The 26,400-nt window shown below is 70.2% G+C and carries 22 protein-coding genes; 11 read left to right on the top strand and 11 right to left on the bottom strand.

All coding sequences use genetic code 11. The annotated features are described in order from the left end of the window. Positions 1-62: 62 nt before the first annotated feature. Both FBZ33_RS20810 and FBZ33_RS20805 read left to right on the top strand, forming a co-directional pair. Complete coding sequence (locus tag FBZ33_RS20810) at positions 63-971, top strand: carbohydrate ABC transporter permease (protein WP_088949155.1); 909 nt, start codon at positions 63-65, stop codon at positions 969-971. Between the two features lie 20 nt (positions 972-991). Then, positions 992-1,867, top strand: a complete 876-nt coding sequence (locus FBZ33_RS20805; RefSeq protein WP_255508988.1) for a carbohydrate ABC transporter permease — start codon at positions 992-994, stop codon at positions 1,865-1,867. A 171-nt stretch (positions 1,868-2,038) separates the two neighbouring features. Here FBZ33_RS20805 and FBZ33_RS20800 read toward each other — a convergent pair whose 3' ends face one another. After that, the gene (locus FBZ33_RS20800) at positions 2,039-3,031 is read right to left on the bottom strand and encodes an N-acetylglucosamine kinase (RefSeq protein ID WP_141910367.1); all 993 of its coding nucleotides are present in this window, start codon (positions 3,029-3,031) and stop codon (positions 2,039-2,041) included. Between the two features lie 197 nt (positions 3,032-3,228). On the opposite strand from FBZ33_RS20800, the gene FBZ33_RS20795 reads away from it, so the two are divergent. The 5 genes from FBZ33_RS20795 to FBZ33_RS20775 are packed head-to-tail and all read left to right on the top strand — an operon-like array spanning position 3,229 to position 8,256. Further along, on the top strand, positions 3,229-4,191 hold the full coding sequence (locus tag FBZ33_RS20795) for a MurR/RpiR family transcriptional regulator (protein ID WP_088949152.1): 963 nt from the start codon (positions 3,229-3,231) through the stop codon (positions 4,189-4,191). Continuing rightward, positions 4,188-4,937 carry a sugar isomerase domain-containing protein gene (locus FBZ33_RS20790; RefSeq protein ID WP_141910366.1) on the top strand — a complete coding sequence of 250 codons (750 nt, stop codon included), beginning with the start codon at positions 4,188-4,190 and terminating at the stop codon, positions 4,935-4,937. The genes FBZ33_RS20795 and FBZ33_RS20790 overlap by 4 nt, the downstream gene beginning before the upstream one ends. Positions 4,938-4,963: 26 nt before the next feature. Further along, positions 4,964-6,400 carry an N-acetylglucosamine/diacetylchitobiose ABC transporter substrate-binding protein gene (ngcE, locus tag FBZ33_RS20785; protein ID WP_141910365.1) on the top strand — a complete coding sequence of 479 codons (1,437 nt, stop codon included), beginning with the start codon at positions 4,964-4,966 and terminating at the stop codon, positions 6,398-6,400. Between the two features lie 18 nt (positions 6,401-6,418). Continuing rightward, a complete protein-coding gene (locus FBZ33_RS20780; RefSeq protein ID WP_099855633.1) occupies positions 6,419-7,327 on the top strand; it encodes a carbohydrate ABC transporter permease in 909 nt (302 codons plus the stop codon). Next, complete coding sequence (locus FBZ33_RS20775) at positions 7,327-8,256, top strand: carbohydrate ABC transporter permease (RefSeq protein WP_088949148.1); 930 nt, start codon at positions 7,327-7,329, stop codon at positions 8,254-8,256. Before FBZ33_RS20780 ends, FBZ33_RS20775 begins: the two co-directional genes overlap by 1 nt. Before the next feature lie 4 nt (positions 8,257-8,260). Here the strand turns inward: FBZ33_RS20775 and FBZ33_RS20770 are convergent, their stop codons facing one another. Continuing rightward, a complete protein-coding gene (locus tag FBZ33_RS20770; protein ID WP_255509147.1) occupies positions 8,261-9,958 on the bottom strand; it encodes an ABC transporter ATP-binding protein in 1,698 nt (565 codons plus the stop codon). 50 nt (positions 9,959-10,008) lie between these two features. Beyond that, positions 10,009-11,745, bottom strand: a complete 1,737-nt coding sequence (locus FBZ33_RS20765; RefSeq protein ID WP_255508987.1) for an ABC transporter ATP-binding protein — start codon at positions 11,743-11,745, stop codon at positions 10,009-10,011. Between the two features lie 150 nt (positions 11,746-11,895). Between FBZ33_RS20765 and FBZ33_RS20760 the strand changes: the two genes are divergently transcribed. From FBZ33_RS20760 to FBZ33_RS20750, 3 genes are all read left to right on the top strand, one after another. Continuing rightward, a complete protein-coding gene (locus FBZ33_RS20760) occupies positions 11,896-13,575 on the top strand; it encodes a bifunctional 3'-5' exonuclease/DNA polymerase (RefSeq protein WP_370453029.1) in 1,680 nt (559 codons plus the stop codon). 171 nt (positions 13,576-13,746) lie between these two features. Further along, positions 13,747-14,340: an NTP transferase domain-containing protein gene (locus tag FBZ33_RS20755; protein WP_088951889.1), complete on the top strand. Its 594-nt coding sequence runs from the start codon at positions 13,747-13,749 to the stop codon at positions 14,338-14,340. 56 nt (positions 14,341-14,396) lie between these two features. Continuing rightward, complete coding sequence (locus FBZ33_RS20750) at positions 14,397-15,155, top strand: hypothetical protein (protein ID WP_141910362.1); 759 nt, start codon at positions 14,397-14,399, stop codon at positions 15,153-15,155. Between the two features lie 161 nt (positions 15,156-15,316). On the opposite strand, the gene FBZ33_RS20745 is transcribed toward FBZ33_RS20750, so the two are convergent. From FBZ33_RS20745 to FBZ33_RS20720, 6 genes are all read right to left on the bottom strand, one after another. After that, positions 15,317-16,726, bottom strand: coding sequence for a GH1 family beta-glucosidase (locus FBZ33_RS20745; RefSeq protein ID WP_088949143.1), 1,410 nt, complete (start codon positions 16,724-16,726; stop codon positions 15,317-15,319). Next, complete coding sequence (gene yicI / locus FBZ33_RS20740; RefSeq protein ID WP_141910361.1) at positions 16,723-18,954, bottom strand: alpha-xylosidase; 2,232 nt, start codon at positions 18,952-18,954, stop codon at positions 16,723-16,725. The genes FBZ33_RS20745 and yicI overlap by 4 nt, the downstream gene beginning before the upstream one ends. Then, positions 18,951-19,832: a carbohydrate ABC transporter permease gene (locus FBZ33_RS20735; RefSeq protein ID WP_141910360.1), complete on the bottom strand. Its 882-nt coding sequence runs from the start codon at positions 19,830-19,832 to the stop codon at positions 18,951-18,953. The genes yicI and FBZ33_RS20735 overlap by 4 nt, the downstream gene beginning before the upstream one ends. Before the next feature lies 1 nt (position 19,833). Continuing rightward, on the bottom strand, positions 19,834-20,802 hold the full coding sequence (locus FBZ33_RS20730; protein WP_141910359.1) for a carbohydrate ABC transporter permease: 969 nt from the start codon (positions 20,800-20,802) through the stop codon (positions 19,834-19,836). Between the two features lie 67 nt (positions 20,803-20,869). Further along, positions 20,870-22,174: an ABC transporter substrate-binding protein gene (locus FBZ33_RS20725; protein WP_141910358.1), complete on the bottom strand. Its 1,305-nt coding sequence runs from the start codon at positions 22,172-22,174 to the stop codon at positions 20,870-20,872. Between the two features lie 78 nt (positions 22,175-22,252). Further along, on the bottom strand, positions 22,253-23,293 hold the full coding sequence (locus FBZ33_RS20720) for a LacI family DNA-binding transcriptional regulator (RefSeq protein WP_088949138.1): 1,041 nt from the start codon (positions 23,291-23,293) through the stop codon (positions 22,253-22,255). A gap of 292 nt (positions 23,294-23,585) precedes the next feature. Between FBZ33_RS20720 and FBZ33_RS20715 the strand changes: the two genes are divergently transcribed. Then, a complete protein-coding gene (locus FBZ33_RS20715; RefSeq protein WP_141908230.1) occupies positions 23,586-24,581 on the top strand; it encodes an IS30 family transposase in 996 nt (331 codons plus the stop codon). 93 nt (positions 24,582-24,674) lie between these two features. Here FBZ33_RS20715 and FBZ33_RS20710 read toward each other — a convergent pair whose 3' ends face one another. Both FBZ33_RS20710 and FBZ33_RS20705 read right to left on the bottom strand, forming a co-directional pair. Continuing rightward, on the bottom strand, positions 24,675-25,583 hold the full coding sequence (locus FBZ33_RS20710; RefSeq protein WP_141910357.1) for an amidohydrolase family protein: 909 nt from the start codon (positions 25,581-25,583) through the stop codon (positions 24,675-24,677). After that, a complete protein-coding gene (locus FBZ33_RS20705) occupies positions 25,580-26,389 on the bottom strand; it encodes a metal-dependent hydrolase (protein ID WP_099855612.1) in 810 nt (269 codons plus the stop codon). The genes FBZ33_RS20710 and FBZ33_RS20705 overlap by 4 nt, the downstream gene beginning before the upstream one ends. Between the last annotated feature and the right edge of the window lie 11 nt (positions 26,390-26,400).

Raw genomic sequence — 26,400 nt, 5'->3', positions numbered from 1 at the left:
GCCCGGCCGGTGGGGGAGCTCTTTACCCCCACCGGCCGCACCACCTTCGGAAAGGTCCCCTCGTGAGACATGGCAAGTGGCCGCTGATCGTCACGTTCCTGGTGCCGCCGGTGCTGCTGTACGTGTTCTTCGTCGTCTCGCCGTACCTGCAGGCGTTCCAGATCTCCACCACCGACTGGCTCGGCTACTCCGCCGACGCCAACCAGGTCGGCCTGGCGAACTTCAGGACCCTCTGGCACGACGACTACGTCTGGAACGCGCTGAAGAACAACGCGATCCTGCTGGGCCTGGTGCCGGTGCTGACCATCGTGCTCGGGCTCTTCTTCGCCAGCATGCTCGCCCTCGGCGGGCGCAAGGGCCGCGCCGGGGTGACCGGGGTACGCGGCGGGGCGCTCTACCGCACTGTGTACTTCTTCCCGCAGGTGCTCTCCGTGGTGATCATCGCGCTGCTCTGGAAAGAGGTGTACCACCCCAACCAGGGTCTGCTCAGCGGCGCCGTGCGCGCGGTCGGCCTGCCCGCGCCGACCTGGCTCGGCGACCCGGCCACAGCGTTCTGGTGCGTGCTGGCGGTGATGGTCTGGAGCAACGTCGGCTTCTACGTCGTGCTGTTCGGGGCCGCCATGTCGGCAGTGCCGAAGGAGATCTACGAGGCCGTGCTGCTCGACGGCGCGTCCCGGTTCACCACCCTGCGCCGGGTCACGCTGCCGCTGCTCTGGGACACTATCCAGGTCGCCTGGGTCTACCTCGCCATCTTCGCCCTGGACGGGTTCATCCTCGTGCAGCTGATGACCAACGGCGGGCCGAACTTCTCCACCGACGTGATCGGCGTACGGATGTACGACACCGCCTTCGGCAGCGAGACCAAGTTCGGCTACGCCTCGGCGATCGGCGTGGTGATGTTCTTCCTGACCCTCACGGTGGCGGTGCTGTCGCTGCGGGTCGGCCGGCGCGAACGGATCGAGTACTCGTGACCACTCTGGATCAACCTACCGTGAACGCCCCGACCCCGGTTGCCACACGGGACCGCCCGGTGCGGCGGCAACTCGGCGTGGCCAACGTCCTCTCGCACGGCTTCCTGGTCTTCTGGGGCCTGCTCACCGTACTGCCGCTGCTGTGGATGTTCATCAGCTCGTTCAAGACGAACGGTGAGATCCTGTCCGACCCCTGGGGTCTCCCCGGCGCGCTGCACTGGGACAACTGGGCGCGGGCCTGGACGGGCGCGCACATCGGCCGGTACTTCCTCAACAGCCTGGTGGTGGTGGCCGGCTCGGTCAGCCTGACCATGCTGATGGGCGCGACCGCCGCGTACGTCTTCGCGCGGTACGAGTTCCGCGGCCGTCAGGTCGTCTACTACCTGTTCGTCGGCGGCCTGATGTTTCCGGTGTTCCTCGCCCTGGTGCCGCTCTTCTTCGTGGTCCGCAACGCCGGCCTCTTCGGCACCTGGAAAGGCCTGATCCTGGTGTACGCGGCCTACTCGCTGCCGTTCACTGTGTTCTTCCTGACCGCGTTCTTCCGGACCCTGCCGACCACTGTGGCGGAGGCCGCGATGGTCGACGGCTGCGGTCACTTCCGGCTCTTCTTCCGGGTGATGCTGCCGATGGCGCGTCCGGGAATGATCAGTGTGGCGATCTTCAATTTCCTGAGCCACTGGAATCAGTTCCTGTTGCCGCAGGTGCTGATGCAGGGCGACGACTCCAAGTGGATGCTGGCGCAGGGGTTGTTCGCGCTCTCGGTCAGCCAGGGGTACGCCGGCGACTACGCGCGGCTGTTCGCCGGGCTGAGCATCGCGGTGCTGCCGGTGCTCGCGATCTACGTGGCGTTCCAACGACAGGTGCAGGCCGGCCTAACCGCAGGCCAGCTCAAGTAGAGCCCACACCCGCCCGTCCCCGCCCGCCCGTCCCAAGATCCGCGCAACTTCGGTGAAACTGCTGCCTCAGCGCGCCGTGAGGCAGCAACTTCACCGAAAGTGCGCGGACCTTGCGCGTGCGGGCGCGGGCGTGCGCGGGCGTGCGGGCGGGGCGCACGGTGGGGCGGGGGGTCAGGGGGCGGGGAAGAGGCGGGCGTGCAGGGCGGCCGGGTCGGTCACCTCGGGGAGGTCGCGGGCGGCGAGCCAGGCTGCGGCTGCGGCGCCGTCACCGGCGGTCCGTAGCGGCGCGTCCGGCCACTGGCGGGCGATCTCCACCCGGACGGCGGCGGCGAGCGGGGTGTCGGCGGTGAGCAGCCCGCCGCCGAGGACGACCGGTGTCGCCGCGCGGGCCGCGCGGATGCGGCCCACGCTCTCGGCCAGGTGGGCGGCGGCCTCGGTGATCAGCGCGGTGGCGACCGGCTCGCCGTGGGTGGCGGCGTCGACGACCAGCGGCGCGAGCCGGGCCAGCTCGACGGGGGCCCGTCGGGTCACGGCCTGGATGGTGGCGTCCACGGTGTCCCGTGGGCGGGGGGCGATCTCGGCGCTGCCCACCAGCTCGGTGAGCACCGCTGTGGCGAGCGTGCCGGGTGTACGCCCGGCGTCCAGGTCGGCGAGCAGCCGGCGGACCGCTTCGCGACCGAGCCAGAAGCCCGAGCCCGCGTCGCCGAGGAGCCAGCCGTGGCCGTCGGCGATCCGGTCGAGCCGCAGGTCGTGGACCTGCGCGGTGATCGCACCGGTGCCGGCGATGAGCACGGTGCCGTCCGGGGCGGCGGTGCCGGAGGCGTACGCGACCAGGGCGTCGCCGTGCACCGCGTACGGGCAGCGCAGGCCCGCGTCCTGCCAGGCCTGGTCGAAGGCGGCTCGTCCGGCCGGGTCGGCGAGCAGTCGGCCGGCGCCGGCCAGACCGATGGTGCCGGCGACGACCCGTGCCGGGTCGACGTCGCTGAGCGCCTCGCGGAGCGCGGTCAGCAGCTCGACGGCGGCACGTTCCGCGCCGTGACTGGTGGGGTTGCCGCCGCCAGCGCGACCGGTGCCGAGGCGTTGCCCGGTCAGGGTCAGGACGGTCGCCCGGGTGGACGTACCGCCGATGTCGAGACCGACCACGGCGGTGTCGAGCTTCGGCACGGGTCTCCTTGCGCTGACGGCGATCGGGACTGTTCATGCTGGTCGGCGACGCCGTCGAGGGCAAATCCTGGCGGGCGCGGCGGGCTGTGCACCAGGTAACAGTTTGAAAACTTCGCCCACGGTCTTGACATAGACAGTCGTTTAGTAAGAAATTTTACCACTAACAGTTAACAGTCCTTCGAAAATGCGAGGCGTCGATGGTTGATCAAGAGGTGGACACCGCTGCGGGGACCGCGGTGGTCGACGCCGATGCGATCGACCGGCGCAACGCCCTCGGATCGACCTCCGACGGGGTGCTGGCCCGGGTCCGCAACGGGCTCGCCGAACTGACCGGCGCCCTGCGCCGCGTCGCCGAGCACGTGCTGAGCGACCCGGAGGCCGCCGCCCGCTCGACAATCGTCGAGCTGGCCGAGCGGAGCGGCACCTCACCCGCGACCATCACCCGCTTCTGCCGGGTGATGGGCTTCGAGGGATACGCCGACCTGCGGCTGGGCATCGCCTCCGAGACCGGCCGGGCACGCTCGGCCGGCTGGACCATCGACATCGGACGTGAGATCCAGCCGGGCGACCCGCTCGCCCGGGTGCTCGACCAGATCATGGCCGCCGACACGCGGGCCATGCACGACACGGCCACCCTTCTCGATCTCGCCGAGGTCGAGCGGGCCGCGGTGGCGATCGCCGGCGCCAACCGGGTGAACATCTTCGGCGCCAGCGGTAGCGCCCTGGTCGGTGAGGAGATGCAGTTCAGCCTGCACCGCATCGGGGTGGCCGCGTGGGCGTGGAACGACGTGCACGAGGGGTTGGCCAGCGCCGCGCTGCTGCGCGCCGGGGACGTGGCACTGGGCATCTCGCACACCGGGCAGACCCGCGAGACGATCGAGATGCTCGCCGAGGCGGGCAGCCGGGGTGCCACCACCGTCGCGCTCACCGGCTTCCCCCGTTCCCCGTTGGCCGAGCTGGCCGACATCGTGCTGCTCACGGCCAGCCAGGCGACCACCTTCCGACCGGATGCGCTCTCCGCGCGGCACCCCCAGCTCGTGGTGCTCGACCTGCTCTACATCGCCGTCGCCCAACGCACGCACGACCGCGCGCACGCGGCCTTCCGGCGCACCGCGCAGGCCGTCGACGGGCACAAGTCGGCGAAGGGATCCGTCTCATGATCAGCGCCCAGGGGTACGCCGACGCCGTCCGCCCCGTGCTCGACCGGCTGCTCGGCTCGGAGGCCGACGGAATCACCCGGGCCGCCGACCTGATCGCCGAGAGCCTGCGCGGCGGTGGGGTGCTCCAGGCGTTCGGCGCAGGGCACTCCGAGGCGTTCGCCGCCGAGCTGGTGGCCCGGGCCGGTGGGCTGGTCCCCACCAACCGGCTCTCGGTACGGGACCTGGTGATGCACGGCGACGCCCCGCGCGACGTGCTCGCCGACCCCAAACTGGAACGCGACCCCTCCATCGCCCACCAGATCTACGCGCTCGCGGCGCCACAGCCGCGCGACGTGTTCGTGGTGGCGTCCCAGTCCGGCATCAACGGCTCGGTGGTCGAGCTGGCGGCGCTGGTCACCGAGCGCGGTCACCCGTTGATCGCGGTCACCTCGGTCGAGCACACCGCGCGGGTCGCCCCACGGCACCCGTCCGGGCATCGGCTCGCCGACCTCGCCGACGTCGTGCTGGACAACGGCGCGCCGTACGGCGATGCACTGCTGCCGCTCGAGGGCGGCGGCGCGGTCTGTGCGGTCTCCTCGGTCACCACGGCGCTGCTGGCGCAGCTGCTGACCGCGGAGGTCGTACGACGGTTCCACCAGGCAGGGGAGGTACCCCCTATCTACCTCTCCGCCAACGTCCCCGGCGGGGACGAGCACAACCTCGCCCTCGAGTCGCGGTACGCCGGGCGCCTCCGGCGCACGGCATGACCCGAATTTCACAAGGAGACACGACGATGTCGTTTACCCCCGAACACCCGGCCGCACTCGACCGTCGCACGGTTCTGCGTCGCGCCGCCGCCGTGGGCATGCTCGCCACTCCGGCCATCGGCCTGCTTGGCGCCTGCGCCACCAGCGGCAGCGACAACGACAACGAGCAGGTCGCCGGCGGCACCAAGAACGCTGCCAACCCGCTGGGCGTCAAGGAGGACGCGCCGATCGAGGTGATCATCTTCAACGGCGGCTACGGCGAGAAGTACGCCACCGACGTGCACGAGCCGCTGTACAAGAAGGCGTTCCCCAAGGCGGAGGTCAAGCACCAGGCCACCCAGGCCGTCTCCACAGTGCTCCAGCCGCGGTTCGCCTCCGGCAACCCGCCGGAGTTCGTGAACAACTCGGGCGAGAAGCTGATGGACTTCGGCGCGCTGGTCGCCGACGGTCAGCTCCAGGACCTCACCGAGCTGTGGGACGCCCCGTCGGTCGACGACGCATCCAAGAAGGTCCGCGACACCGTGGTGCCGGGCACCATCGAGGCGGGCTCGTTCAACGGCAAGCCGTACGTCCTGTACTACGTCTCCACCGTCTTCGGCATCTGGTACTCGGCCAAGCTGTTCAAGGACAACGGCTGGGCGCCGGCGAAGACGTGGGACGACTTCATCACCCTGCTCACCGCCATCAAGGCCAAGGGCATCACCCCGTACGGCTACGCCGGGGCGAACGCGGCCTACTACCAGTGGAACGTGATCCTCACCCAGGCCGCCAAGATCGGTGGCGTCGACGTTCTCAAGAACATCGACAACCTGGAGGATGGCGCCTGGAAGCAGGACGCGATCAAGCAGGCGGCCACGGCGTGGGCCGAGGTCGGCGCGAAGTTCAGCGACAAGAGCTTCGAGGGGCTCAAGCACACCGACGTGCAGCTGCGGCAGAACCAGTACAAGGTGGCCCTCTACCCCAGCGGTGACTGGCTGGAGGGCGAGCAGAAGAAGGACACCCCGCCCGGCTTCGACTACCAGCTCATGCCGGTGCCGAGCCTGACCGCGTCGGACAAGATGCCGGCCACGGCGCTGCGCGCCACCGCGGGTGAGGGCTACTTCGTCTCGGCGAAGAGCAAGAACCCCAAGGGCGGCCTGGAGTACATGCGCCAGATGCTGTCCAAGGCGGGCGCCAAGGGCTTCACCGAGGTGGTCAAGGCCCCGACCGTGGTCACCGCCGGCTCGGAGGGCTTCGCCTTCCCGCCCGGTGTGGCCAGCTCGCAGGCCGCGCTCAAGGCGGCCGGCCAGGACGTGTTCAACCTGTACTTCGACGGCTGGTACAAGGAGCTCGACACGGAGGCGCGGACCGCCACCAACGAGCTGATGTTCGGCCGGATCAACGCGGACGCCTTCGTGGAGCGAATCCAGAAGCGCGCCGACGCGATCAAGAAGGACAGCTCCGTAGCCAAGTTCAAGCGCTGATCGATCGGAGCTAGGGTCATGCGGCACGGCAAGTATCCATTCGTGATCGGGTTCCTGTTCGCCCCGGTCGCGCTGTACGTGACATTCGTGATCTGGCCATACGCGCAGGCGTTCCAGATCTCGATGACCAACTGGCGAGGGCTGTCCGCCCCGCAGTGGGTGGGGTTCGACAACTACCGGAGGCTGCTTGACGACGGGGCCTTCTGGAAGGCGGTCCAGCACCACGGCGTACTGCTGCTTGCCCTGCCGCTGATCACCGTTGCCATCGCCCTGTTCTTCGCCTTCCTGCTGAACGTGGGCGGCAAGAGCAGCGGCGGGCAACGCCAGGGGGTCTGGGGGGCGAAGTTCTACCGGGTGGTGTTCTTCTTCCCCCAGGTCCTCGCGGTGGCCATCATCGCGGTGCTGTTCCAGATGGTGTACCGACCGAACGAGTCCGGCCTGATCAACGGCGTGCTGATGGAGTTCGGCCTGGAGCCGATCCTCTTCCTGGTCAAGCCGAACCTGGCCCTCTGGTCGATCATCGCGGTCCTCGTCTGGCAGGCCGTCGGCTTCTACGTGGTGCTCTTCTCGGCCGGGATGGCCTCCATCCCGGGTGAGATCTACGAGGCCGCGGAGATGGACGGGGCGACCAAGGTGACCCTGTTCTTCCGGGTCACCCTGCCGTTGCTGTGGGACACCCTCCAGGTGGCCTGGGTGTATCTCGGCATCGCGGCGTTCGACGCGTTCGCCATCGTGGCGGTGCTCTCGGTGGACGGCGGTGGTCCGGACGGCGCCACCACCGTGCTGGCGATGGAGATCTACCGCAACGCGTTCGTCTACTCGAAGTACGGCTACGCCTCGGCGATGGGCGTGGCGCTGTTCTTCCTCACCCTCACGTTCGCGGCGCTGACGCTGCGGCTCACCAAGCGGGAAAGCGTGGAGTACTGATGAATCCGCAGTCGACGCTGCCGCCGACCCCGGCGGCGCTACCGCCGAAGACCGGTGATCCGTCCGACCCCGCCGGGCCGGGGCGTAAGGGCCCCCGCTCGGAGGTACGGCTCTTCGCCGGCCTGGGGCACATCGCGCTCGCCGTCTGGGCGGTGATCGTGATCGTGCCGATCCTCTGGACCTTTCTCGCCGCGTTCAAGAACACGAGCGAGATCTTCAGCAGCCCGTGGACGCTCCCGGCCGAGCTGCGCTGGGAGAACTTCGGGCGGGCCTGGACCAAGGCGAACGTCGGCCGGTACTTCCTGAACAGCGTCATCGTGGTCTCGTGCAGCACGTTCCTCACCATGCTGCTCGGCTCGATGGCCGCGTACGTGCTGGCTCGCTACAAGTTCTGGGGCAACCGGGCGGTCTACTACCTCTTCGTCTCCGGGTTGGCGTTCCCGGTCTTCCTGGCCCTGGTGCCGCTCTTCTTCGTGGTGAAGAACCTGGGCCTGCTGGACACCCACACCGGTGTGGTGCTGGTCTACACCGCGTACTCGTTGCCGTTCACGGTGTTCTTCCTGGCCGCGTTCTTCAAGACGCTGCCGTCGTCGGTGGCCGAGGCGGGCATGATCGACGGTTGTGGGCACAGCCGACTGTTCTTCCAGGTCATGATGCCGATGGCGAAGCCCGGTCTGATCAGTGTCGCGATCTTCAACATCATCGGTCAGTGGGCGCAGTATCAACTTCCGCTGGTGCTGCTCTCCAACGCCAAGGACAAGTGGGTGCTCACCCAGGGCATCGCCGACATCTCGGTCAACGCCGGCTACGAGGCGGACTGGTCCGGGTTGTTCGCCGCGCTGACCATCGCCATCCTGCCGATGATCATCGTGTACGCGGTCTTCCAACGCCAGATCCAGGCCGGCCTCACCTCCGGCGCGGTCAAGTAGCCGGTCACCGCAGCCGCTCGTCGGCCTGCGTGTGCCAGGAGCGCCACAGGTCCGCGTATGCCCCGTCGGCAGCCACGAGATCATCGTGGCTGCCGATCTCGGTGATCCGACCGTCGGCCAGCACGGCCACCCGGTCGGCGTCGTGCGCGGTGTTGAGCCGGTGCGCGATCGCGATGACGGTCCGTCCGGCCAGCACGGCGGCCAACGCCCGCTCGGTCCGACGGGCGGTGCTCGGATCGAGCGCGGCGGTCGCCTCGTCCAGGATCAGCGTGTGCGGATCGGCGAGCACCAGGCGGGCCAGCGCGAGCTGCTGGGCCTCCGCGGCGCCGAGCTGCCGGGCGCCGTCGCCGATCGCGGTGTCCAACCCCGCCGGCAGGTCGTCGTACCAGTCCGCGCCCACGGTGACCAGCGCGGCCCGCATCTGCTCGTCCGACGCGTCCGGCGCGGCGAACGAGAGGTTGTCCCGCACCGAGCCGATGAAGACGTGGTGCTCCTGGGTGACCAGGGCGATGCGGCGGCGCCGCTCGGCGGTGTCGAGGTCGGTGATCGGGCAGCCACCGATGCTCACGACGCCCTGCCGTGGCGCGTCGATCCCGGCCAGCAGCCGGGCCAGGGTGGACTTGCCGGCGCCCGACGGACCGACGACGGCCAGCCGCTCACCGGGCTGCACCTCCAGGTCGATGCCGTGCAGCACGTCCGGGCCGCCGGAGTAGGAGAACCGCGCCCCGCGTACGACGAGCCGCTCTCCCCGCGACGTGGTCGTCCGGCCCGTCGGTTCCGCCGGGACCATGCCGACGCCGAGGACCCGGGCGTACGACGCGAAACCGCGCTGCGCCTGCTCAGTCCACTGCAACAGCCGGTCCAACGGTTCGATCGCCTGTTGCAGGTAGAGAGCGGCGGCGACCACCGCGCCGAGCGTGACCATGTCCCTGGAGAACAGGTAACCGCCGACGAGCAGGACCAGGGCGACCGGCAGCGGATAGCTGGCCTCGACGATCGAGAAGAACACCGTCCGCAGCGCGAGGGTCGCCCGCCGGGCCCGCCACACCTGGGTGATGCGGCCGGTGCCGTGCCGGATCCGGTCGTCGGTCAGTCGCAGCGCCTCCACGGTGCGGGCACCCTCGGCGGTGGTGGTCAGCGTCTCGGTCAGCTCGGCTGCGGCGGCGCCCTCGGTGAGGTACGCGGAGCTGGCCCGGCGCAGGTACCAGCGGGTCACCGTCACGATCGACGGGAGCCCGGCCAGCGCTGCCAGCCCGAGCAGTGGATGCAGCAGGAAGACCGCCCCGAACAGCAACGTCAACTGCACCCCGGCGATGACGATGGTGGGCACCACGTCCCGGACGGTGGTGCCGACCGTCGCCACGTCGACCGAGCTGCGGGTGGCCAGGTCCCCGGAGCCGGCGCGCTCGACGACCGAGACCGGCAGCCCGAGAGTCCGGGAGACGAACTCCTCGCGCAGCTCGGCGACGGCCCGTTCACCGAAGCGGTGACCGGCGTACTGGGCGTATCGGGAGAGCAACGCGCTGACCAGGACGCAACCGGCGATGGCCAGCGCCAGCCGGTCCACAGTGGCCACTCCCGCGCCCGCAGTGACCCGGTCGACGATGGTGCCCAGCAGCCATGGCGGGGCGAGCCCGGCGACCGCGGCGGCGCTGTGCAGCGCCAGCACGATCCCGACCGCGCGGCGGTGCCGGCCGATCATGTCCCGCAACGCCTGGCGTACGGTGCGGCGGTCGGCCACCGGCAGCCGGTTCACCGGTACGCCTCCTCGGTGTCGGCGGCCTCGATGTCGGGATCGTCGCTGCCACGGGCCACCAGGTGCCGGTAGCCGGCGTCGGAGTCGAGCAGGTCGGTGTGGCTGCCGGTGGCGGTGATCCGGCCGCCGCTCAGGTGTGCGACCAGGTCGGTCCGGCCCAGCAGCAGCGGCGACGTGGCGATCACCACTGTCGTCCGCCCGGCCCGTGCTGCGCGCAGCCGTTCGGCGATGCGCGCCTCGGTGTGCGCGTCCACCGCCGAGGTCGGGTCGACGAGGATGAGAATCTCCGGCTCGGCGAGGAGCGCCCGGGCCAGGCGTACCCGTTGGCGCTGACCACCGGAGAGCGTCCGGGCCCGGGCGTCGATCGGGGTGTCCAGACCGGCGGGCAGCGCGTCGACGACGTCCTCGGCGGAGGCGGCCCGCAGGGCCGCGCCGATCCGGTGGTCGTCGTCGTCGACCAGGGGGCGCAGGATGTCGCGCAGTGTCCCGGCGAAGAGGTACGAGTCGTGGTCGGCGACCATGATCCGGGAGCGGACCTCGTCCAGGGCGACCCCGGTCAGCGGCACATCGCCCCAGGTGGTGTCGCTGACGACGTACCGGCCGAGCCGGTCGGCCAGCGCCAGCCCCTCCGCCGGATCGTCGGCGGCCACGCCGGTCAGCCAGCCCGCGCGTACGGTCAGCCCGGTCAGCGGGTCGTGCAGGTCGGCCGGGCCGGCTGGCGCGGCCGGGGCTCCCGGTCGGCGAGGGTCGGGCACCGAGCCCGACCACCGACGACCCGGACCGCCGACGTCGTCCGAGGCCACGTTGAGCAGGTCGGCGATCCGTCGGGCGGCGACCCGTCCCCGGATCAGCTGGTGACTGCCCTCCAGCAGGAACCAGACCGGCACGATCAGGGTCGCCACGTAGCCGTAGACGGCAACCAGTTCGCCGATCGTGACGTCACCGGTCACCGCCATCCGCGCCGTCAGCCACACCACCGCCGCCAGGAACAGCCCCGGGATGGCGACGGTCGCCGCGTCGATCCAGCTGTAGACCGCGCCCACCCGGTAGCCCTCGGCGCGCAGCTCCTGGGACCTGGCCGCGTACCGTCGGGCGAACAGATCCCGGCCGCCCACCCCGGCGAGCACCCGCAGGCCGGCCACGATGTCGCCGGACCGGGCGGTGAGCGCTCCCTGCTGTTTGCGGTAGACCGACTCGGCCCGCTCCAGGCGGCGCAGCAGGGGCCCGACGACCAGCCCGACCACCGGCACTCCGACCAGCACGCAGAGCGCGAGCATCGGGGAGATCGACCAGAGCACCACAGCGATGACCCCGTACGCGACGACCGCCCCGACGCCCGGCCCGGTCAGCGTCAGCACCTGCGCCGTCCAGTCGATGTCGGAGCCACCGATGGTGGACACCTCGCCCGCGGCGACCCGGCGCGGCAGCACGGCGCCGATCCGGGAAAGGTGGCGCAGCAGGACCTCCGCCGAGCGGGCCTTGGCGTCCTCCCGGATGAAGGTCATCGTGCGGTGTCGCATGATGCCCAGGTAGGACAGGCCCAGTCCCGCGACGACGATCGCCACGACCCAGAGCGCCAGGGCACGCATGTCGCGGGTGCGCAACCCGTCGTCCACGGCGCGGGCGATGAGGTAGGGCCGAGCCGAGAGGCCCATCATCCAGGCCGTGCCGAACAGGCTGCCGCGCAGCACCCGCCAGGGTTGGCGGCGGGTGAGCCACCACAGGTATCGCATCGGTCCGCGGGTGTCCGGAGTGCCAGGATCGGGATGAGGGATCTGCGGAGGCACCAGGTCACGCTACCGAGCGCCCCCGACACCGCACCGTCCCGAAACAGGTGAGGTGCGCCTCCGTTTCTGTCGGACGGGGGAGGCAGAATCACGTTCGTGCTGGTGGCGGTGGTGTCCGACGAGCGGGGTGGGGGAGTGCTGTGCCCGCTGGACGCCGTCGGCCGGCCGGCCGGCCCGGCCGAGGCCGTCACCGACCTGGTCGCCGCGGTCGCCGCGCGGGAGGCCGCCGAGCATCCGCGCTGGGTGTGGTCCGGCGCCGCGTCCGTCTATCCGACGCTGCTGCGCGCCGGCGTCCGGGTCGATCGCTGTCACGACGTGGAGTTGACCGAGGCGTTGCTGCTGGGGCACGCGGGCCGCTGGGGCGAGCCGCGCTCGCTGGCTGCGGCCTGGGCCCGGCTGACCGGCGCGGCGGTGCCGCCCGACCCGCCGCCGCGCGCCGCCGCGCCGCCCGGGCACGGCCAGGGCGCGCTCTTCGACACCCTGCCCGGCCCGTCGGGCCCGGGCATCGAGGCACTCACCCAGGTGTACGCCGACCAGCTCGCCCGCATCGCGACGACCGAGCACCCGGGCCGGTTCCGGTTGCTGGTGGCCGCCGAGTCCGCCGGCGCGCTGATCGCTGTGGAGATGGGCATGGCCGGGCTGCCCTGGCGGGCCGATGTGCACGACGAGATCCTGCACGAACTGCTCGGCGAGGCGTCCCCGGTCGGTGGTCCGCCGCGACGGCTCGCCGAGCTGGCCGCTCAGATCGCCGGCGCGCTCGGCGTACGCCGCCTGCACGCCGACTCCCCGGCGGAGCTGCTGAAGGCCTTCGCCCGGGTCGGCGTGGAGCTGCCCAACACCCGGGCCTGGGTGTTGCGCGGGGTGGACCACCCGGCGGTGCCGCTGGTGCTGGAATACAAGGAGCTCTACCGGATCTGGACGGCTCACGGCTGGGCCTGGCGCGAGCAGTGGGTGCAGGGCGGCCGGTTCCAGTCGGAGTACGTGCCGGGTGGGGTCGTCTCCGGCCGTTGGGCCACTCGGGGCGGTGGCGCGTTGCAGATCCCGAAGGTGATCCGGCGGGCGGTGGTGGCCGATCCGGGCTGGCGGCTGGTGGTCGCCGACGCCGGCCAGTTGGAGCCTCGGGTGCTCGCGGCGGTGTCCGGCGACGCGCGGCTGGCAGCGGCGGGCGGGGCCGGCGACCTCTATGCCGCGCTGGCGCGTGACTCGTTCGGCGGTGACCGGGCCAAGGCCAAGGTGGCCCTGCTCGGGGCGATGTACGGGCAGACCGGCGGGGCGGCGGTGCCCGCGTTGGCAGTGTTGAAGCGCAGCTACCCGACGGCGTTCGCCTATGTGGAGTCGGCGGCGCGCACCGGTGAGGCGGGCGGGCTGGTGCGCTCGTGGCTGGGGCGGACGTGCCCGCCGGGTTCGGCCGGGTTCGGTGATCCCGACGACGTCCCATCCGATCCAGAGGAGGCGGCCGACCCGCGCGGTCCCCGGGCCCGTGCCGCCCGGTCCCGAGGTCGCTTCACCCGCAACTTCGTCATCCAGGCCACCGCCGCGGAGTGGGCCTCCACGTTGCTGGCCACGCTGCGGACGGAGTTGTCCGGCACCGACGCCGAGTTGGTCTTCTTCCAGCACGACGAGGTGGTCGTGCATGCTCCCGCTGATCAGGCGGCTGCGGTCGCCGAGGCGGTCAACCGGTCCGGTGAGCGGGCCTCCGCGCTGCTCTTCGGTGCGACGCCGGTGCGGTTTCCGCTCGACCTGTCCATCGTCGACTGCTACGCCGACGCGGCCTGACCGACGGAGTGTCCGTGCCGGCAGGTGCCGGGCGTGTAACGGTTGCGCTATTTCTCCTTTTCGCCCCGCCACCCGCGGCTGGCCGTCCTCGTTGCAGTGTCCGTAGGAAGGGACGGGCCGGTCACGGTCGGTCCCGTGCTGGAGGGGGCGCAGCTGAACCGGATCGCAGGAATGATCATCGCGGCGGGTGGTGGACGACGGATCGGTGGTCCTGAGGCACTGCTGCACCAGGGTGACAAACCCCTGGTCAATCAGATGATCGACACGATGACCGAGGCGGGCTGCGAGCAGATCGTGGTCGTGTTGGGCGCCGCCGCGGAACAGGTCCAGGAGACCGCCGACCTGGGCAAGGCCACCGTTGTGATCAACAAGGCGTGGGGCACCGGGGTCGGCTCGTCCATCCGGGCTGGCCTGGCCGCCATGGACGACGAGGGGATCGAGGCGGTGGTGGTGGTCCCGGTCGACATGCCGGGTCTCACCGTCACGGCCGTCAGCCGGGTGGCCGCGCTGCCGTACCCGGACGTGCTGGTCTGCGCCACCTACGACGGGTTGCGCGGCTACCCGATGCTCTTCGGCCGTCGGCACTGGCCCGGCATCGCCACCCTCGCCAGCGCGGACGTGGGCGCCCGACCGTACCTGCTGGCGCACAAGGACCAGATCGTCGACATCGCCTGCGACTCGGTGGCGGACGGCAGTCGGGCCGACACCCCCGAGCTGATGGAGCTGTACGGCCTGACCGTCCCGCCGCAGCGGGTCGGGGTCTGAGGCGGACTGAGTATCCGTACGGATGTGCCGGGTCGTCCACTGGCGATACTCGTTGCATGCGTCGACTCACCACCGCCCTGCTGTGCCTGGCCGTGCTCGTCGGCTGCGCCAGGCCGGGCGACGAGCCCGTGCAGGTCGGCCCGGCCGCAGACACCGGTTGGACCACCTACCAGACTGATGTCACGGCCGTCCGGGCCGGCGCGGATCCGCGCTCGCTCGTGCTGACCGTGGCGCTGCTGGGTGACGCGGATGGTTGCTCCCGGAATCCGCGAATCACCTACTTCACCGAGGAGAACAACCTCATCTACGCCAACGTGGTGCAGGATTCGCGCCTGTCCGGGGTGGTCGGGGCCTGTCCCACCCACACGCCGGGCGAGGTGACGTTGACAGCGCCAGGGCCGATTGCCGGCCGGACTGTCGTGCTCAACGAGCAGCCGTGGAAGCCCGACGGTGCGGAGTACCAGCGCTGTGACCCGACGTTCGGTTGTGGTCCGATGCCGAAGGACCACTGTGACCAGGCGTGGGTCGGCGTCGTGGTCCGCGGCATGGACGTGTCCCGGCACTCGACCGGATCGGTCGAGGGCTGCGACGGCACCTGGCTGGTCATGACGGTGCCGTTTGATCCGGTGCCCTGCGGTGCCGAGGCGCGGCCCGGCTGCGACGCGTCGGTCAACGTGCGCCGCTACTTTCTGCAATGGGCCGGCCAGGGCGGTTGGGAAACGATCGCCAACTCGACGGAGGCCGGGTGCGGACGTGTCCGCACCACCGAGCCGGCCTTCCCGAGGAAGCTCTGCGCCGACCTGCCCCGGCCGTGATCGGCGAAAGCGCGTTCCCGACGGTTCCGGGTCGAACCGACGGTCCAGGAGGCGTTGCGTCGGGCTTCCCGGAATGATGCCTGTGAGTCATCAGGATGACTCACAGGCATCACGCTCGTCAGGACATGGCCGCAAGCTCGGTGCGGGCGTGGCGGGGTACTTCAGTCCTGCGCCGAGTCCAGCTTTCCGGTGGCGGCCAGGCGCTGGTACCAGTGGGCGCTGTCCTTCCAGGTGCGGACCTGGGTGTCGTAGTCGACCCGGATGATGCCGAAGCGGCGGTCGTAGCCGTAGCCCCACTCGAAGTTGTCCAGCAGCGACCAGACGAAGTAACCGCGCACGTCGGCGCCCTGTTCGCGGGCGTCGGCCATCGCGCCGATGTGCCGACGCAGGTAGTCGATCCGCCGGTCGTCGTGGATCCGCCCGTCGGCCTCCACCACGTCGTCGAACGCCGCGCCGTTCTCGGTGATCATCATGGGCTGGCTGGGGTACGCCTGGTGCAGGCGCAGCAGCAGCTCGGTCAGGGCTGGCGGGTCGATGTTCCACCCCATCGCCGTGTACGGGCCGGGCTGCGGCAGGAAGTCGACGTTGTCCGCGGCGACCCACGGCGTCGACGTCGACGCACCGTGCCCGTCGGCGTCGGAGCGGGGCGACACCCCGTCCCAGGCCCGGACCAGGGTGCTGGAGTAGTAGTTGACCCCGAGCACGTCCAGCGGCACCGCGATCAGCTTCTCGTCGCCTTCACGGACGAACGACCAGTCGGTGACCGACGCGGTGTCGGCCAGCAGGTCGGCCGGGTACGCGCCGTCGAGCATCGGGCCGAGGAACGCCCGGTTGGCCAACGCGTCGATCCGCCGTACCGCGTCGGAGTCCTCGTCGGAGTCGGACGCCCCCCGGATGACGTGCAGGTTGAGCGTCACCGACAGCTCGGCGGCCGGGGCCAGCTCCCGGACCACCCGGCCGGCCAGACCGTGCGCGAGGTTGAGGTGGTGCACCGCGGCCAGCGCCGCCGCCGGCTCGGTCCGACCCGGCGCGTGCACGCCGGAGGCGTAGCCCAGGTAGGCCGAGCACCAGGGCTCGTTGAGCGTCGTCCAGGTGTGCACCCGGTCGCCCAGCGCACCGACGATGCCCGCCGCGTACTCCTGGAAGCGCAGCGCGGTCTCCCGCGTCGCCCAGCCGCCGGCGTCCTCCAGCTCCTGCGGCAGGTCCCAGTGGTACATCGTCGCCACCGGGCGGACGCCCCGCTCCAGCAGCCCGTCGACCAGCCGCGAGTAGAAGTCGATGCCCGCCTGGTTGAACCGGCCCGAGCCACCGGGCTGCACCCGTGGCCAGGAGATGGAGAACCGGTACGCGCTGAGGCCCAGGTCGGCGATGTGCCCGAGGTCGTCGGCCCACCGGTGGTAGTGGTCGGCGGCCACGTCGCCGGTGTCGCCGTTGAGCGTACGACCGGGTGTGTGGCTGTAGGTGTCCCAGATTGACGGCCCTCGCCCGTCCTCGGTGGCCGCGCCCTCGATCTGGTACGCGGCCGTCGCCGAACCCCAGACGAAGCTCTCCGGGAAGTGGTGTCGCGTCATCGTTCAGTCCCCTGGATCTCGCAGATGTAGCCCGTCGAGGTGCCGGCGACCAGTGCGGCACTGGCCGTTCCGTCCTCGTAGCGCACGTCGAACTCGGCGCCCGGCCCGTCCCCGGGTGACGGTACCCGTACGCGGGTCCGCTGCCCCTCGGCCGGTGCGTACAGCCGCAGGCGCACATCGTCGGCCCACTCGTAGTCCGGTCGGTCGTCACGGGAGCCGAACGGGATGACCGCGCCGGGCCGGGCCAGCACCGGCAGGCTGTCGAACCCGTGCTTCTCGGTGATCCACGCCGGGCCGGTGACCTGCGCGCCGCTGACCAGGTGTGTCCAGGTGCCGGCGGGCACGTAGTAGGTGACGTCACCGTCGGCGCTGAACACCGGGGCGACCAGCACGTCCGGGCCGAGCATGTACTGCCGGTCCAGGTGCGTCGTGGCCGGGTCGTCCGGGAACTCCACGACCATCGGCCGCATCATCGGCGTCCCGTCGCGGTGCGCCTCCAGGGCGGCGGCCGCCAGGTACGGCATCAGGCGGAGCTTGAGCTGGGTGAAGTGCCGCAGCACGTCGACGGCCTCGTCGTCGAACGCCCACGGCACCCGGTACGACCCTGAGCCGTGCAACCGGGAGTGCGAGGAGAGCAGACCGAACGCGACCCACCGCTTGAACACCACGGGGTCGGGAGTGCCCTCGAAGCCGCCGATGTCGTGGCTCCAGTAGCCGAAGCCGGAAGCGGCCAGGGACAGCCCTCCGCGCAGCGACTCGGCCATCGCGGCGAACGTCGACTCGCAGTCACCGCCCCAGTGCACCGGGAACTGCTGCCCGCCGGTGGTGGCCGAGCGGGCGAACAGGACCGCGTCGCCCTTGCCCCGCTCGGCCTCCAGCAGCTCGAAGACCGCCTTGTTGTAGAGGTACGAGTAGTAGTTGTGCATCCGCTGCGGATCCGAACCGTCGTGCCACACTACGTCGGTCGGGATGCGCTCACCGAAGTCGGTCTTGAAACAGTCGACGCCCATGTCGAGCAGCGCCTTGAGCTTGCCGGTGAACCAGCGGACCGCGTCCGGGTTGGTGAAGTCGACAAGCGCCATGCCGGCCTGCCACTTGTCCCACTGCCAGACCGAACCGTCGGGGTTGCGCACGAGGTAACCGGCCTCGCGGCCCTCCTCGAAGAGGTACGAACGCTGCGCGATGTACGGGTTGATCCAGACGCACACCTTCAGGTCACGCTCGTGCAGCCGACGCAGCATCCCCTCCGGGTCGGGGAAGGTCTCCGGGTCCCACACGAAGTCGACCCAGTGGAACTGGCGCATCCAGAAGCAGTCGAAGTGGAACACCGACAGCGGCAGCCCGCGCTCGGCCATCCCGTCGACGAACTCGGTCACGGTCTTCTCGTCGTACGCCGTGGTGAACGACGTGGACAGCCACAACCCGTACGACCAGGCGGGGATCCGGGCCGGTCGGCCGGTGAGCGCGGTGTAGCGGCGCAGCACGTCCTTCGGGTTGGGCCCGTTGATGACGTAGTAGGTGAGCGACTGCCCCTCGACACTGAACTGGGTCTGCGTGACGACCTCGGAGCCGACCTCGAACGACACGTGCTCCGGGTGGTCCACGAAAACGCCGTAACCGGCGCTGCTGAGATAGAACGGCACGTTCTTGTACGCCTGCTCGCTGGCGGTGCCACCGTCGGCGTTCCAGATGTCGACGGTCTGCCCGTTCTTCACGAACGGACCGAAGCGCTCGCCCAACCCGTACACCGTCTCGCCGACCCCCAGCGCGAGCCGTTCGTGCACGTGCCGGCGGCCCTCGGCGTCGGTGACGACGCCGATGCTGCGCCCGGTGGACGCGGTGACCAGCCGGTCGCCGTGTAGGAAGTCGACCCGCCACCCGTCGACGAGCGCGACCCGCGCGGTCAGCTCACCGGTGGTCAGCGTCGCGCTGATCCCGGTGACGTCGACGGTGACCGGGTGCGTGTCGCCGGTGCTCAGCCCGAAGTGCGGTTCTCGGGGCAGCCCGCCGGTGTGGTGGGCGATGGTCACCCCGATGACGCCGGGGGCGGGGGAGAAGAACCGGACGGTGACCAAGGGCCGGTTGAGGGTGTCGCCGCGTCCGTTGATCTGGCCGGTCGGTGCGAAGACGGTGAAGCCACGCTCGTCCGGCTCGACCGACTCCACGACGCCAGGGCGCAGGACGCTGACGCCGGGGCGCAGCTGCCAGTACCCGTCGGTGAACTTCACTTCTCGGCTCCTGCCGTGATGCCGCGCGCCAGGGTGCGCTGGAAGATGAGGAAGAAGAGGATGGCCGGCACGAGGCTGATCAGCGCGCCGGCGTTGGTGGTCGGAGCGTCCATCAGCCGGTCGCCCTGCAACGACGCGAGCGCGACCGGGATGGTCTGCGTCTGGTTGTCGATCAGCATGACCAGCGGGATGAGGAACTCGTTCCAGGTCCAGATGAAGAAGAAGATGAGCAGCACCGCGAGGGTGGGCCGCAGGTTGGGGAAGACCACCCGCCACAGCACCGTCCACTTGCCGGCGCCGTCCAGCGCGGCGGCCTCCAGCAGTGAGCGCGGGAACGTGCCCATCACCGAGGCGAGCAGGTAGGTGCCGAACGCGCTCTGGATGACGGTGAAGATGATGATCACCGCGAGTCGGGTGTTGTAGAGCCCGACCTCCTTGGCCACGTAGTACAGCGGGTAGATCAGGGCCTCCTGCGGCAGCATGTTGGCCAGCAGGAACAACCCGACGATCCAGAGCCGGCCGCGGACCCGACCGATGCCCAGGGCGTACGCGTTGAGCAGTGACACGGCGACGCCGAGCACCGCCACCGAACCGGCGATGAGCGCCGAGTTCCAGAGCTTGAGCGGGAAGTTCACCTCGGTCCAGTACGTGCGGAGACCCTTGGTGTAGAACTCGCTCGGCCAGCTCAGCGGCCCGCCCGACGAGTAGTCACCGGGCGACTTGAACGCGTTGAGCAGCATGAACGCGAACGGCACCAGCATGACCAGCGCGCCGAGGATGACCAGGGCGAGCACCACCCAGCGGCTGACGCCCCGGTGGTGGCGGTCGGGTACGGGCCGGCGGACCGGCGCGGCGGCTCCAGTGATCGTCACGGCCATCTCAGAACCCCCGGTCCCGGCGCTCGCTGCGGGCCTGCATCCAGATGAAGACCACGGCCACCACAACGATGATCAGCGTCAGCACCGTGGAGATCGCGGAGCCGTAGCCGACCTGCAGTTTCTTGAAGAACGTGTAGTAGGCGAAGTACGACGGGACGTTGGTGGCGTTGTCCGGACCACCCCGGGTCAGGGCGAAGATCGGCCCGAAAACCTTCAGCGCGGCGATGGTGCAGGTCAGGGCCACCACGAAGGTTTCCGGCCGGATCTGCGGGAGGGTGATCGCCCGGAACCGGTGCAGCCAGTTCGCGCCGTCGACCTCGGCCGCCTCGTACAACTCGGGGTCGACCCGCTGGAGCGCCGCCATGAAGACGACCACCGGGTAGCCGATCTGCACCCAGATCATCACCGCCATCACGGCCGGCAGGGCCGTGCCCGGGTCGCCGAGCCAGTCGTGGCGGAGCGCGCCGAGACCCACCGCGTCGAGCAGGCTGTTGAACGCGCCGTCGGGGCGGAGGATCCAGCCCCAGACGATGCCGGCCACCACGACGGGCAGCACCTGCGGAAGGTAGAAGGCGGCCCGCAGCGCGGCGGCGGTGCGGGGCTTGAACCGCCGCCCGATGACGTCGAAGAGCACCGCGGCGAGCAGCAGCCCGAGCACTGTGGGCACCACCACCATCGCGACGATCATCCAGACGGTGTTGCGGAACGACGCCCAGAACACGTCGTCGTGCAGCAGTTGCTGGTAGTTGTCCAGGCCGACCCAGCGGGGGTCGCCGATGCCGGACCACTTGGTCAGCGACAGGTAGAGCGTGCCGACCAGCGGTGCACCGATGACCAGGAGGAAGAGCACCGCTCCGGGGAGCAGGTAGAGCCAGTACGCCGCGTTGCGGCCGCGACGTCTGCGGCCGGGTGGCGGTGGGGTCGGGGCCGCCGCCGGCTGGGTGGTGGCGAGGGTCTCGGAGACTGCCATGGAAGATCCTTCCCGGCGGGGCGGGCGGGCGCGTCGGTTGTGCCGGTCGCGCCCGCCGCTCGCCGTGTCACTTGCCGGTGATCTCCTTGACGCCATCGGCGTACGGCTTGGCGATCGTGTCGAGGACCTGGTCGGGCGACTTCGAGCCGTTGATCAGGCCCTGAAAGCCGGAGACCAGCACGTCGTAGTAGCCGGGGACCGGCCAGTCCGGGTAGAACGCGAGCCCGTCGGACTTGCTGACCGTGTTGAAGTCCTCGATCAGCTTGCGGTCCTTCGGGTCGGTGATCTTCGACGCGTCGGCGGCGACCGGAACACCACCGTTGTTGCCGATCAGGTCCTGGATCTCCGGACGCAGGGTGATGTCGATGAAGTCGTACGCCAGGCTCTTGGCCTTGCTGTTCTCCGGGACCACCCAGAGGTTGCCGGAGGAGCCGGCCTGAAGGGTGTTGCCGGGGAAGAGGAAGGTGTCCCAGTTGGCCTTCATCTCGGCCTTGAACCGGCCGTACCACCAGCTACCCGACACGATCATCGGAACCTTGCCGCCGATGAAGGCGGTGCCCATGTCCTCGGCCTTGAGGCTGGCCGAGTTCTTCGCGACGTAGCCCTTGCGCACCCAGTCGGCGAAGGTGTCCGCGCCGTACTTGAGCGGGTCGGCCTTGAAGTCGATCGGGTTCTTGTAGAGCTGGTAGTTGTCGACGAACTGCCGGTCGCCCTTGGACAGGGCGAGCTGGTAGAAGAGCTGCCCGGCCGGGTATTCGGCGCCGGCCATGCCCAGCGGGGTGACGCCCTTGCCGACGAAGGTGTCCATCGCGGCGGTCATCTCGGCCATGCTGGTCGGCACCTTGACGCCGTTTTGCTGGAACAGGTCCTTGTTGTAGTAGACCGTGACGTACTCGCCGTAGTTCGGCACGCCGAACCACTTGCCCGACCCCATCACGCCCTTGTCGCTGTAGCGGGCGGTGGTCTGCAGGCTGGGGCTGAGCTTGCCGGCCCAGCCGCGCTTGTCGGCCTCGGTGCTCAGATCGGTGAGCAGGCCCTGCGAGGAGAGCAGGCCGGCGGTCGCGTTGCCCTTGTTGTACTCCATGATGTCCGGGCCTTCGGACGAGTTGATGATCATGCCCGCGTTCTGCTGGATCTGCTCGAACGCCTTGCGCTCGAAGCGCACCTCGACGCCCGGGTGCTCGGCCTTGAACAGCTCGATGGCCCGGTTCCAGCCGACCCCCATGGCGCTGTTCTCGCTCTCGTAGTGCCAGAGCTTGAGGGTCTTGGCGTCGCTGTCGTCCCCGTTGTCGTCACCGCCGCAGGCGGCCATGGCGGTCGTCGCGGTCGCCACTATGGCGATCGCGGCGACGAGCCGACGGAATCGCTGCATTACGATCCTCCTCGTCGAGTATCTAGCCGGTACTTCACTGGGCCCGTCGTCGCGTTGCAGCGCGGCGGCGGGCTGTTCCTACTGGTCAGCCCCCATGGGTTGGCGGCTTCGTGGTGCGGCGGTCGAGCCCCGGATCTCCAACGCGCACGGCAGCAGTTGCTGGTGACGGTGGTCGCCGGGGTCATCCAGGTGGCGCGTCAGCGCCTCGATCGCGATCCGACCGATCGCCGAGCCGGGTGAGGTCATCGCCGTCAGCGCCGGGGTGGCCAACTCGGCGACCTGCGGCGAGGTGACCATCGAGACGACGGAGACGTCGTCGGGCACCGACAGCCCGCGGCCGCTCAGCTCACCGAGGATGCCGAAGATCGCGGTCTCGTTCATGGCCAGCACGGCGGTCAGCTCCGGGGCCTGCGCGAACGCGGCGGCCAGGGCCGCCCGCCCGCCGGCGGCGCTGTCCTCGGCCGCGATCATGACCGGCTCCAGGCCGTGCCCGGTCATGGCCGCGGCAAAGGCGTCACGGGTACGCAGCGCGGGCCCGTAGCCGCTGGCCAGCGTCGCGGCCGAGTGGTTGACGTAGACGATCTGCCGGTGCCCGAGGCCGACCAGGTGCGCGACGGCATCCCGGACGGTCTGGTCGAAGTCGATGTCGACGTACGAGAGCGTGCTGGTGTCACCGGTGCGGCCGATCAACACCAGTGGCACGCCGGCCTCCTGGAGCACTGTGACCCGCTCGTCGGCCAGCTGGACCTCCATCAGCACGACGCCGTCGAGCATCCGCTGGCTGGCCAGTCGCCGCAGCTCGCCGGGGTCACCCCCGCCGACCGGCGAGAGGACCAGGTGATAGCCGGCGGCGCTGGCCGCCGCGGCGGCACCGGTGACGAAGGCCGTTTCGGTGGCGCCGAGCCCGCGTTCGTCCATCGGCATCAGCAGGCCGAGGATCCGGCTGCGCCGGCTGGCCAGACCGCGGGCCATCGCGTTGGGCTGGTAGTCGAGCTCGGCCATCGCCGCGAGCACCTTGTTACGGGTGGCCTGCGAGATCGGCCGGGTGCCGGTGAGCACGTACGAGACGGTGCTGACCGAGACCTGCGCGAGGCGGGCGACGTCGTGCATGGTGGCCATCGCGTTACCTCCTCGGGCCGGGGGTTGGGATCGCTCCCAATTCACCGTCGAAACGCTTCGACTAAGCGGTTCGACAGGACGCTAGGCCACCTGTTACGGCGACGTCAATAGCCGATGTCGAAAAGAATTCGGGTGCCGTCTGAGTGCCCCGCAGCCGGTCGCGTCGCGTGATCCGGTGCGCAAGATCCGAGCAACATCAGGGATGTTGCTCCCGTGCTCAGGTGGTCGTAGCAATCGATCTTGTCGTTCGTTGGTCTCTTCGGCGGGGTGATCGCTGAGAGGCTGGTGGGGCGTGGCGGGTCGTAGGCCGTTGACGGTGGTGGACCGGGAAGAGATCACGCGGGGGATCGCTGAAGGGCTCTCGGGTCAGCAGATTGCGGCGCGGATTGGTCGGGATCCGAGTGTGGTGTCGCGGGAGATTTGTCGGGGTGGTGGGCGGGGGTTCTATCGGGCGTGGCGTTCGCAGCGGCAGGCGCAGCGGGCGCGGCGCCGGCCGAAGCCGTGCAAGCTGGAGTTGGACGCGCGGCTGCGGGAGGTGGTGGTGGCGTTGTTGGGTGAGGGTTGGTCGCCGGATCAGGTCGCTGGGCGGTTGCGGGTGGACTATCCCGAGGACGAGGCGATGCGGGTGTCGCACGAGGCGATTTACACGTGGATGTATGCGTTGCCGGTCGGGGAGTTGGCACGGCAGCACCTGCGGTTGCGCAGTGGCCGCAGGAACCGTCGCCCGGCGCGTTCGCCGGCGTCGCGGGCGCCGAAGATCCCGAACCCGACGTTCATCGATCAGCGGCCCGTCCAGGCCGAGGACCGGCGGGTACCTGGGCACTGGGAAGGCGACCTGGTCATCGGCAAGAACGGCGCCAGCGCCACCGCCACGCTGGTGGAACGCACCTCCCGGTTCCTGATCCTGATCCCGCTATCAGGAAGAGACAGCCCCACCGTCACCAGCGCCGTGGCCACCGGCATCGCCGGTCTGCCCGACGCCCTGCGCCGCACCCTGACCTGGGACTGCGGCACCGAAATGGCCGAACACGCCGCCCTGAGCATCGCCGCCGGTATCGACGTCTACTTCGCCCACCCCCACAGTCCCTGGCAACGCGGCACCAACGAGAGCACCAACCGGTGGATTCGCGAATACCTACCCCGCGGCACCGTCATCCCCAACGACCACGACCACCTCAACGCCATCGCCGACCGACTCAACAACCGACCCCGCCGTATCCTCGGCTACAAGAAACCCAAAGAAGTCTTCGCCGAGCTGCTGACCAGCCAGATTGCTTCCACCGGCTGAGCACGGGGCTGCCTTGCGCGAGCCGGAGGCAGCAACATCCGGGAAGTTGTGCGGGGGTGCGGGGGTGCGGGGGTGCGGGGACGGCGCGGCGGGTCAGGTCAGGTCGAACATCGCGGCCGCGTTGTTCCAGCAGACCGCGCGCAACCAGTCGTCGCCCAGGTCGAGCCGGGCCAACCCGGTGAGCTGGTCGGCGTACGGGTAGGGGATGTTGGGGAAGTCGCTGCCCAGCAGCACCTTGCCGGACAGTCCCAACTCGCGCAGCCGGGGCAGCTCGTCGTCGGGGAAGGGGACGAACTGGTCGAAGAAGGGCGTGAAGGCCATCGTGGTGTCCAGCCGGACCCGCTCGTACGCCTCCGCGAGATCCAGGAACGCCCGATAGTCCGGGGCGCCGAGGTGTGCCACCACGGCGGTCAGCCGAGGATGGTGGGCCAGCAGCTCGCCGAACTGCTCCGGGCCGGTGTGCGCGGTGCCCACGGGTGCGTGCCCGGCGTGCACGACCACCGGCACACCCGCGTCGGACAGCGTCCCCCACACCTGGTCCAGCGCCGGATCCGTCGGCGAGAAGCCGCCGACCTGGACGTGCACCTTGAACACGCGGGCCCCGTCGGCCAGCGCCGCCTCGACGTAACCGGGCGCGTCCGGTTCGGGGAAGAAGGTGGCCGAGGGCAGGCAGCCCGGGGTGACCCGGGCGAAGTCCAGCGACCACCGGTTAAGGTCCGCGGCCATGCCCGGCCGGTGGGCGTACGCCAGGGCGCTGAACGCCCGCACGCCCAGACGGTGCAGGTACGCGACCCTTTCGGCGTCGCTCCACCGGTATCGGATCGGCCACTCGGTGCCGACCAGTGGGCCGGCCGCGTCGAAGTACGCCCAGATCCTGCGCAGCAGGCGCGGCGGTAGGAAGTGCACGTGCACGTCGGCCAGGCCGGGCAGGCCCAGTCCGCGCCAGAATGCCGGCACCCGCGCGTCGGCGGCTGGCGGCGGCTCCGGTGCCGGATCGGTCATATCTCGATGTCGAACCGGCTCAGCACGGAGGGCGCGATCAGGCCGACGGTCGCGAGCGCCGAGACGACGGTCAGGGCGATGCGCATCCCGACCACCTCGGCCTTGCTGCCGACCCGCAGGGCGATGCTGTTCGGCAGGCCGATCATCATCCACATTCGGCGTTTGATCGGGATCGGCCAGAGGATCGGCACGCCGGCTCGGGTGATCATGTCGCCGAGGATGTGCACGAAGCAGCCCACCCCCAGGGCCGTGCCGATCAGCGGATAGCCGCGACCGCCCGGCAGGTTGGCGAAGGTGAACCAGGCCGCCCCGGCCGACGCGAGGGTGATGATCACCCAGCCCGCGCGTTCCGCCCACTCGTCGAACAGCCCGCGCAGCGCCAGGCCGAACATGAAGAACAGGATGGTGATGACCGCCCACTTGCCGTACGCGGCGCAGAGCGCTGTGGTGCCCCAGCCGACCAGCACGGTGAACGGCAGGGTGTGGGTCAGCGTCCGGTGCCCGTTGTTGCGACGCGGGTCCCTGCTGAGCTTCGTGGCGTAATAGACCCCGAGGGAAATCTTCTCCATCACCTCGGCGGCGAAGAGCGAGAAGACCCCGAAGGTGCGGGCCACGGTGGCCCCACCCTGGTTCCTGGTCACCTTGCCCGACATGTCGAGGTCGGGAAAGAGCGCGCCGCCGGCACACACCGCGGTGCCCACCGCCAACGCGAGCGGCGACTGGTGGTAGTCGGCGAAATGGTCCAGTGCCCAGGACCCCGCCAACCACACCGCCGCGCCGGACAGCGCGTGCTGTGGTCCCATCATCTCGTCTCACC

This window comes from Micromonospora sp. A202 (assembly GCF_006715105.1).
GTDB classification, from domain to species: Bacteria; Actinomycetota; Actinomycetes; order Mycobacteriales; family Micromonosporaceae; genus Micromonospora; species Micromonospora zamorensis.
The sequence above is the reverse complement of the archived record's forward strand: the minus strand, read 5'-3'. Positions and strand labels throughout refer to the sequence as shown.

Excerpts from the sequence above, each read along its gene's own strand:
- FBZ33_RS20795 (WP_088949152.1), top strand. The coding sequence starts at position 3,229 with ATGGTTGATCAAGAGGTGGACACCGCTGCGGGGACCGCGGTGGTCGAC.
- FBZ33_RS20790 (WP_141910366.1), top strand. The coding sequence starts at position 4,188 with ATGATCAGCGCCCAGGGGTACGCCGACGCCGTCCGCCCCGTGCTCGAC.
- ngcE (WP_141910365.1), top strand. The coding sequence starts at position 4,964 with ATGTCGTTTACCCCCGAACACCCGGCCGCACTCGACCGTCGCACGGTT.
- FBZ33_RS20780 (WP_099855633.1), top strand. The coding sequence starts at position 6,419 with ATGCGGCACGGCAAGTATCCATTCGTGATCGGGTTCCTGTTCGCCCCG.
- FBZ33_RS20775 (WP_088949148.1), top strand. The coding sequence starts at position 7,327 with ATGAATCCGCAGTCGACGCTGCCGCCGACCCCGGCGGCGCTACCGCCG.
- FBZ33_RS20770 (WP_255509147.1), bottom strand. The coding sequence starts at position 9,958 with ATGATCGGCCGGCACCGCCGCGCGGTCGGGATCGTGCTGGCGCTGCAC.
- FBZ33_RS20765 (WP_255508987.1), bottom strand. The coding sequence starts at position 11,745 with ATGCGATACCTGTGGTGGCTCACCCGCCGCCAACCCTGGCGGGTGCTG.
- FBZ33_RS20755 (WP_088951889.1), top strand. The coding sequence starts at position 13,747 with ATGATCATCGCGGCGGGTGGTGGACGACGGATCGGTGGTCCTGAGGCA.
- FBZ33_RS20750 (WP_141910362.1), top strand. The coding sequence starts at position 14,397 with ATGCGTCGACTCACCACCGCCCTGCTGTGCCTGGCCGTGCTCGTCGGC.
- FBZ33_RS20745 (WP_088949143.1), bottom strand. The coding sequence starts at position 16,726 with ATGACGCGACACCACTTCCCGGAGAGCTTCGTCTGGGGTTCGGCGACG.
- FBZ33_RS20735 (WP_141910360.1), bottom strand. The coding sequence starts at position 19,832 with ATGGCCGTGACGATCACTGGAGCCGCCGCGCCGGTCCGCCGGCCCGTA.
- FBZ33_RS20730 (WP_141910359.1), bottom strand. The coding sequence starts at position 20,802 with ATGGCAGTCTCCGAGACCCTCGCCACCACCCAGCCGGCGGCGGCCCCG.
- FBZ33_RS20725 (WP_141910358.1), bottom strand. The coding sequence starts at position 22,174 with ATGCAGCGATTCCGTCGGCTCGTCGCCGCGATCGCCATAGTGGCGACC.
- FBZ33_RS20720 (WP_088949138.1), bottom strand. The coding sequence starts at position 23,293 with ATGGCCACCATGCACGACGTCGCCCGCCTCGCGCAGGTCTCGGTCAGC.
- FBZ33_RS20710 (WP_141910357.1), bottom strand. The coding sequence starts at position 25,583 with ATGACCGATCCGGCACCGGAGCCGCCGCCAGCCGCCGACGCGCGGGTG.
- FBZ33_RS20705 (WP_099855612.1), bottom strand. The coding sequence starts at position 26,389 with ATGATGGGACCACAGCACGCGCTGTCCGGCGCGGCGGTGTGGTTGGCG.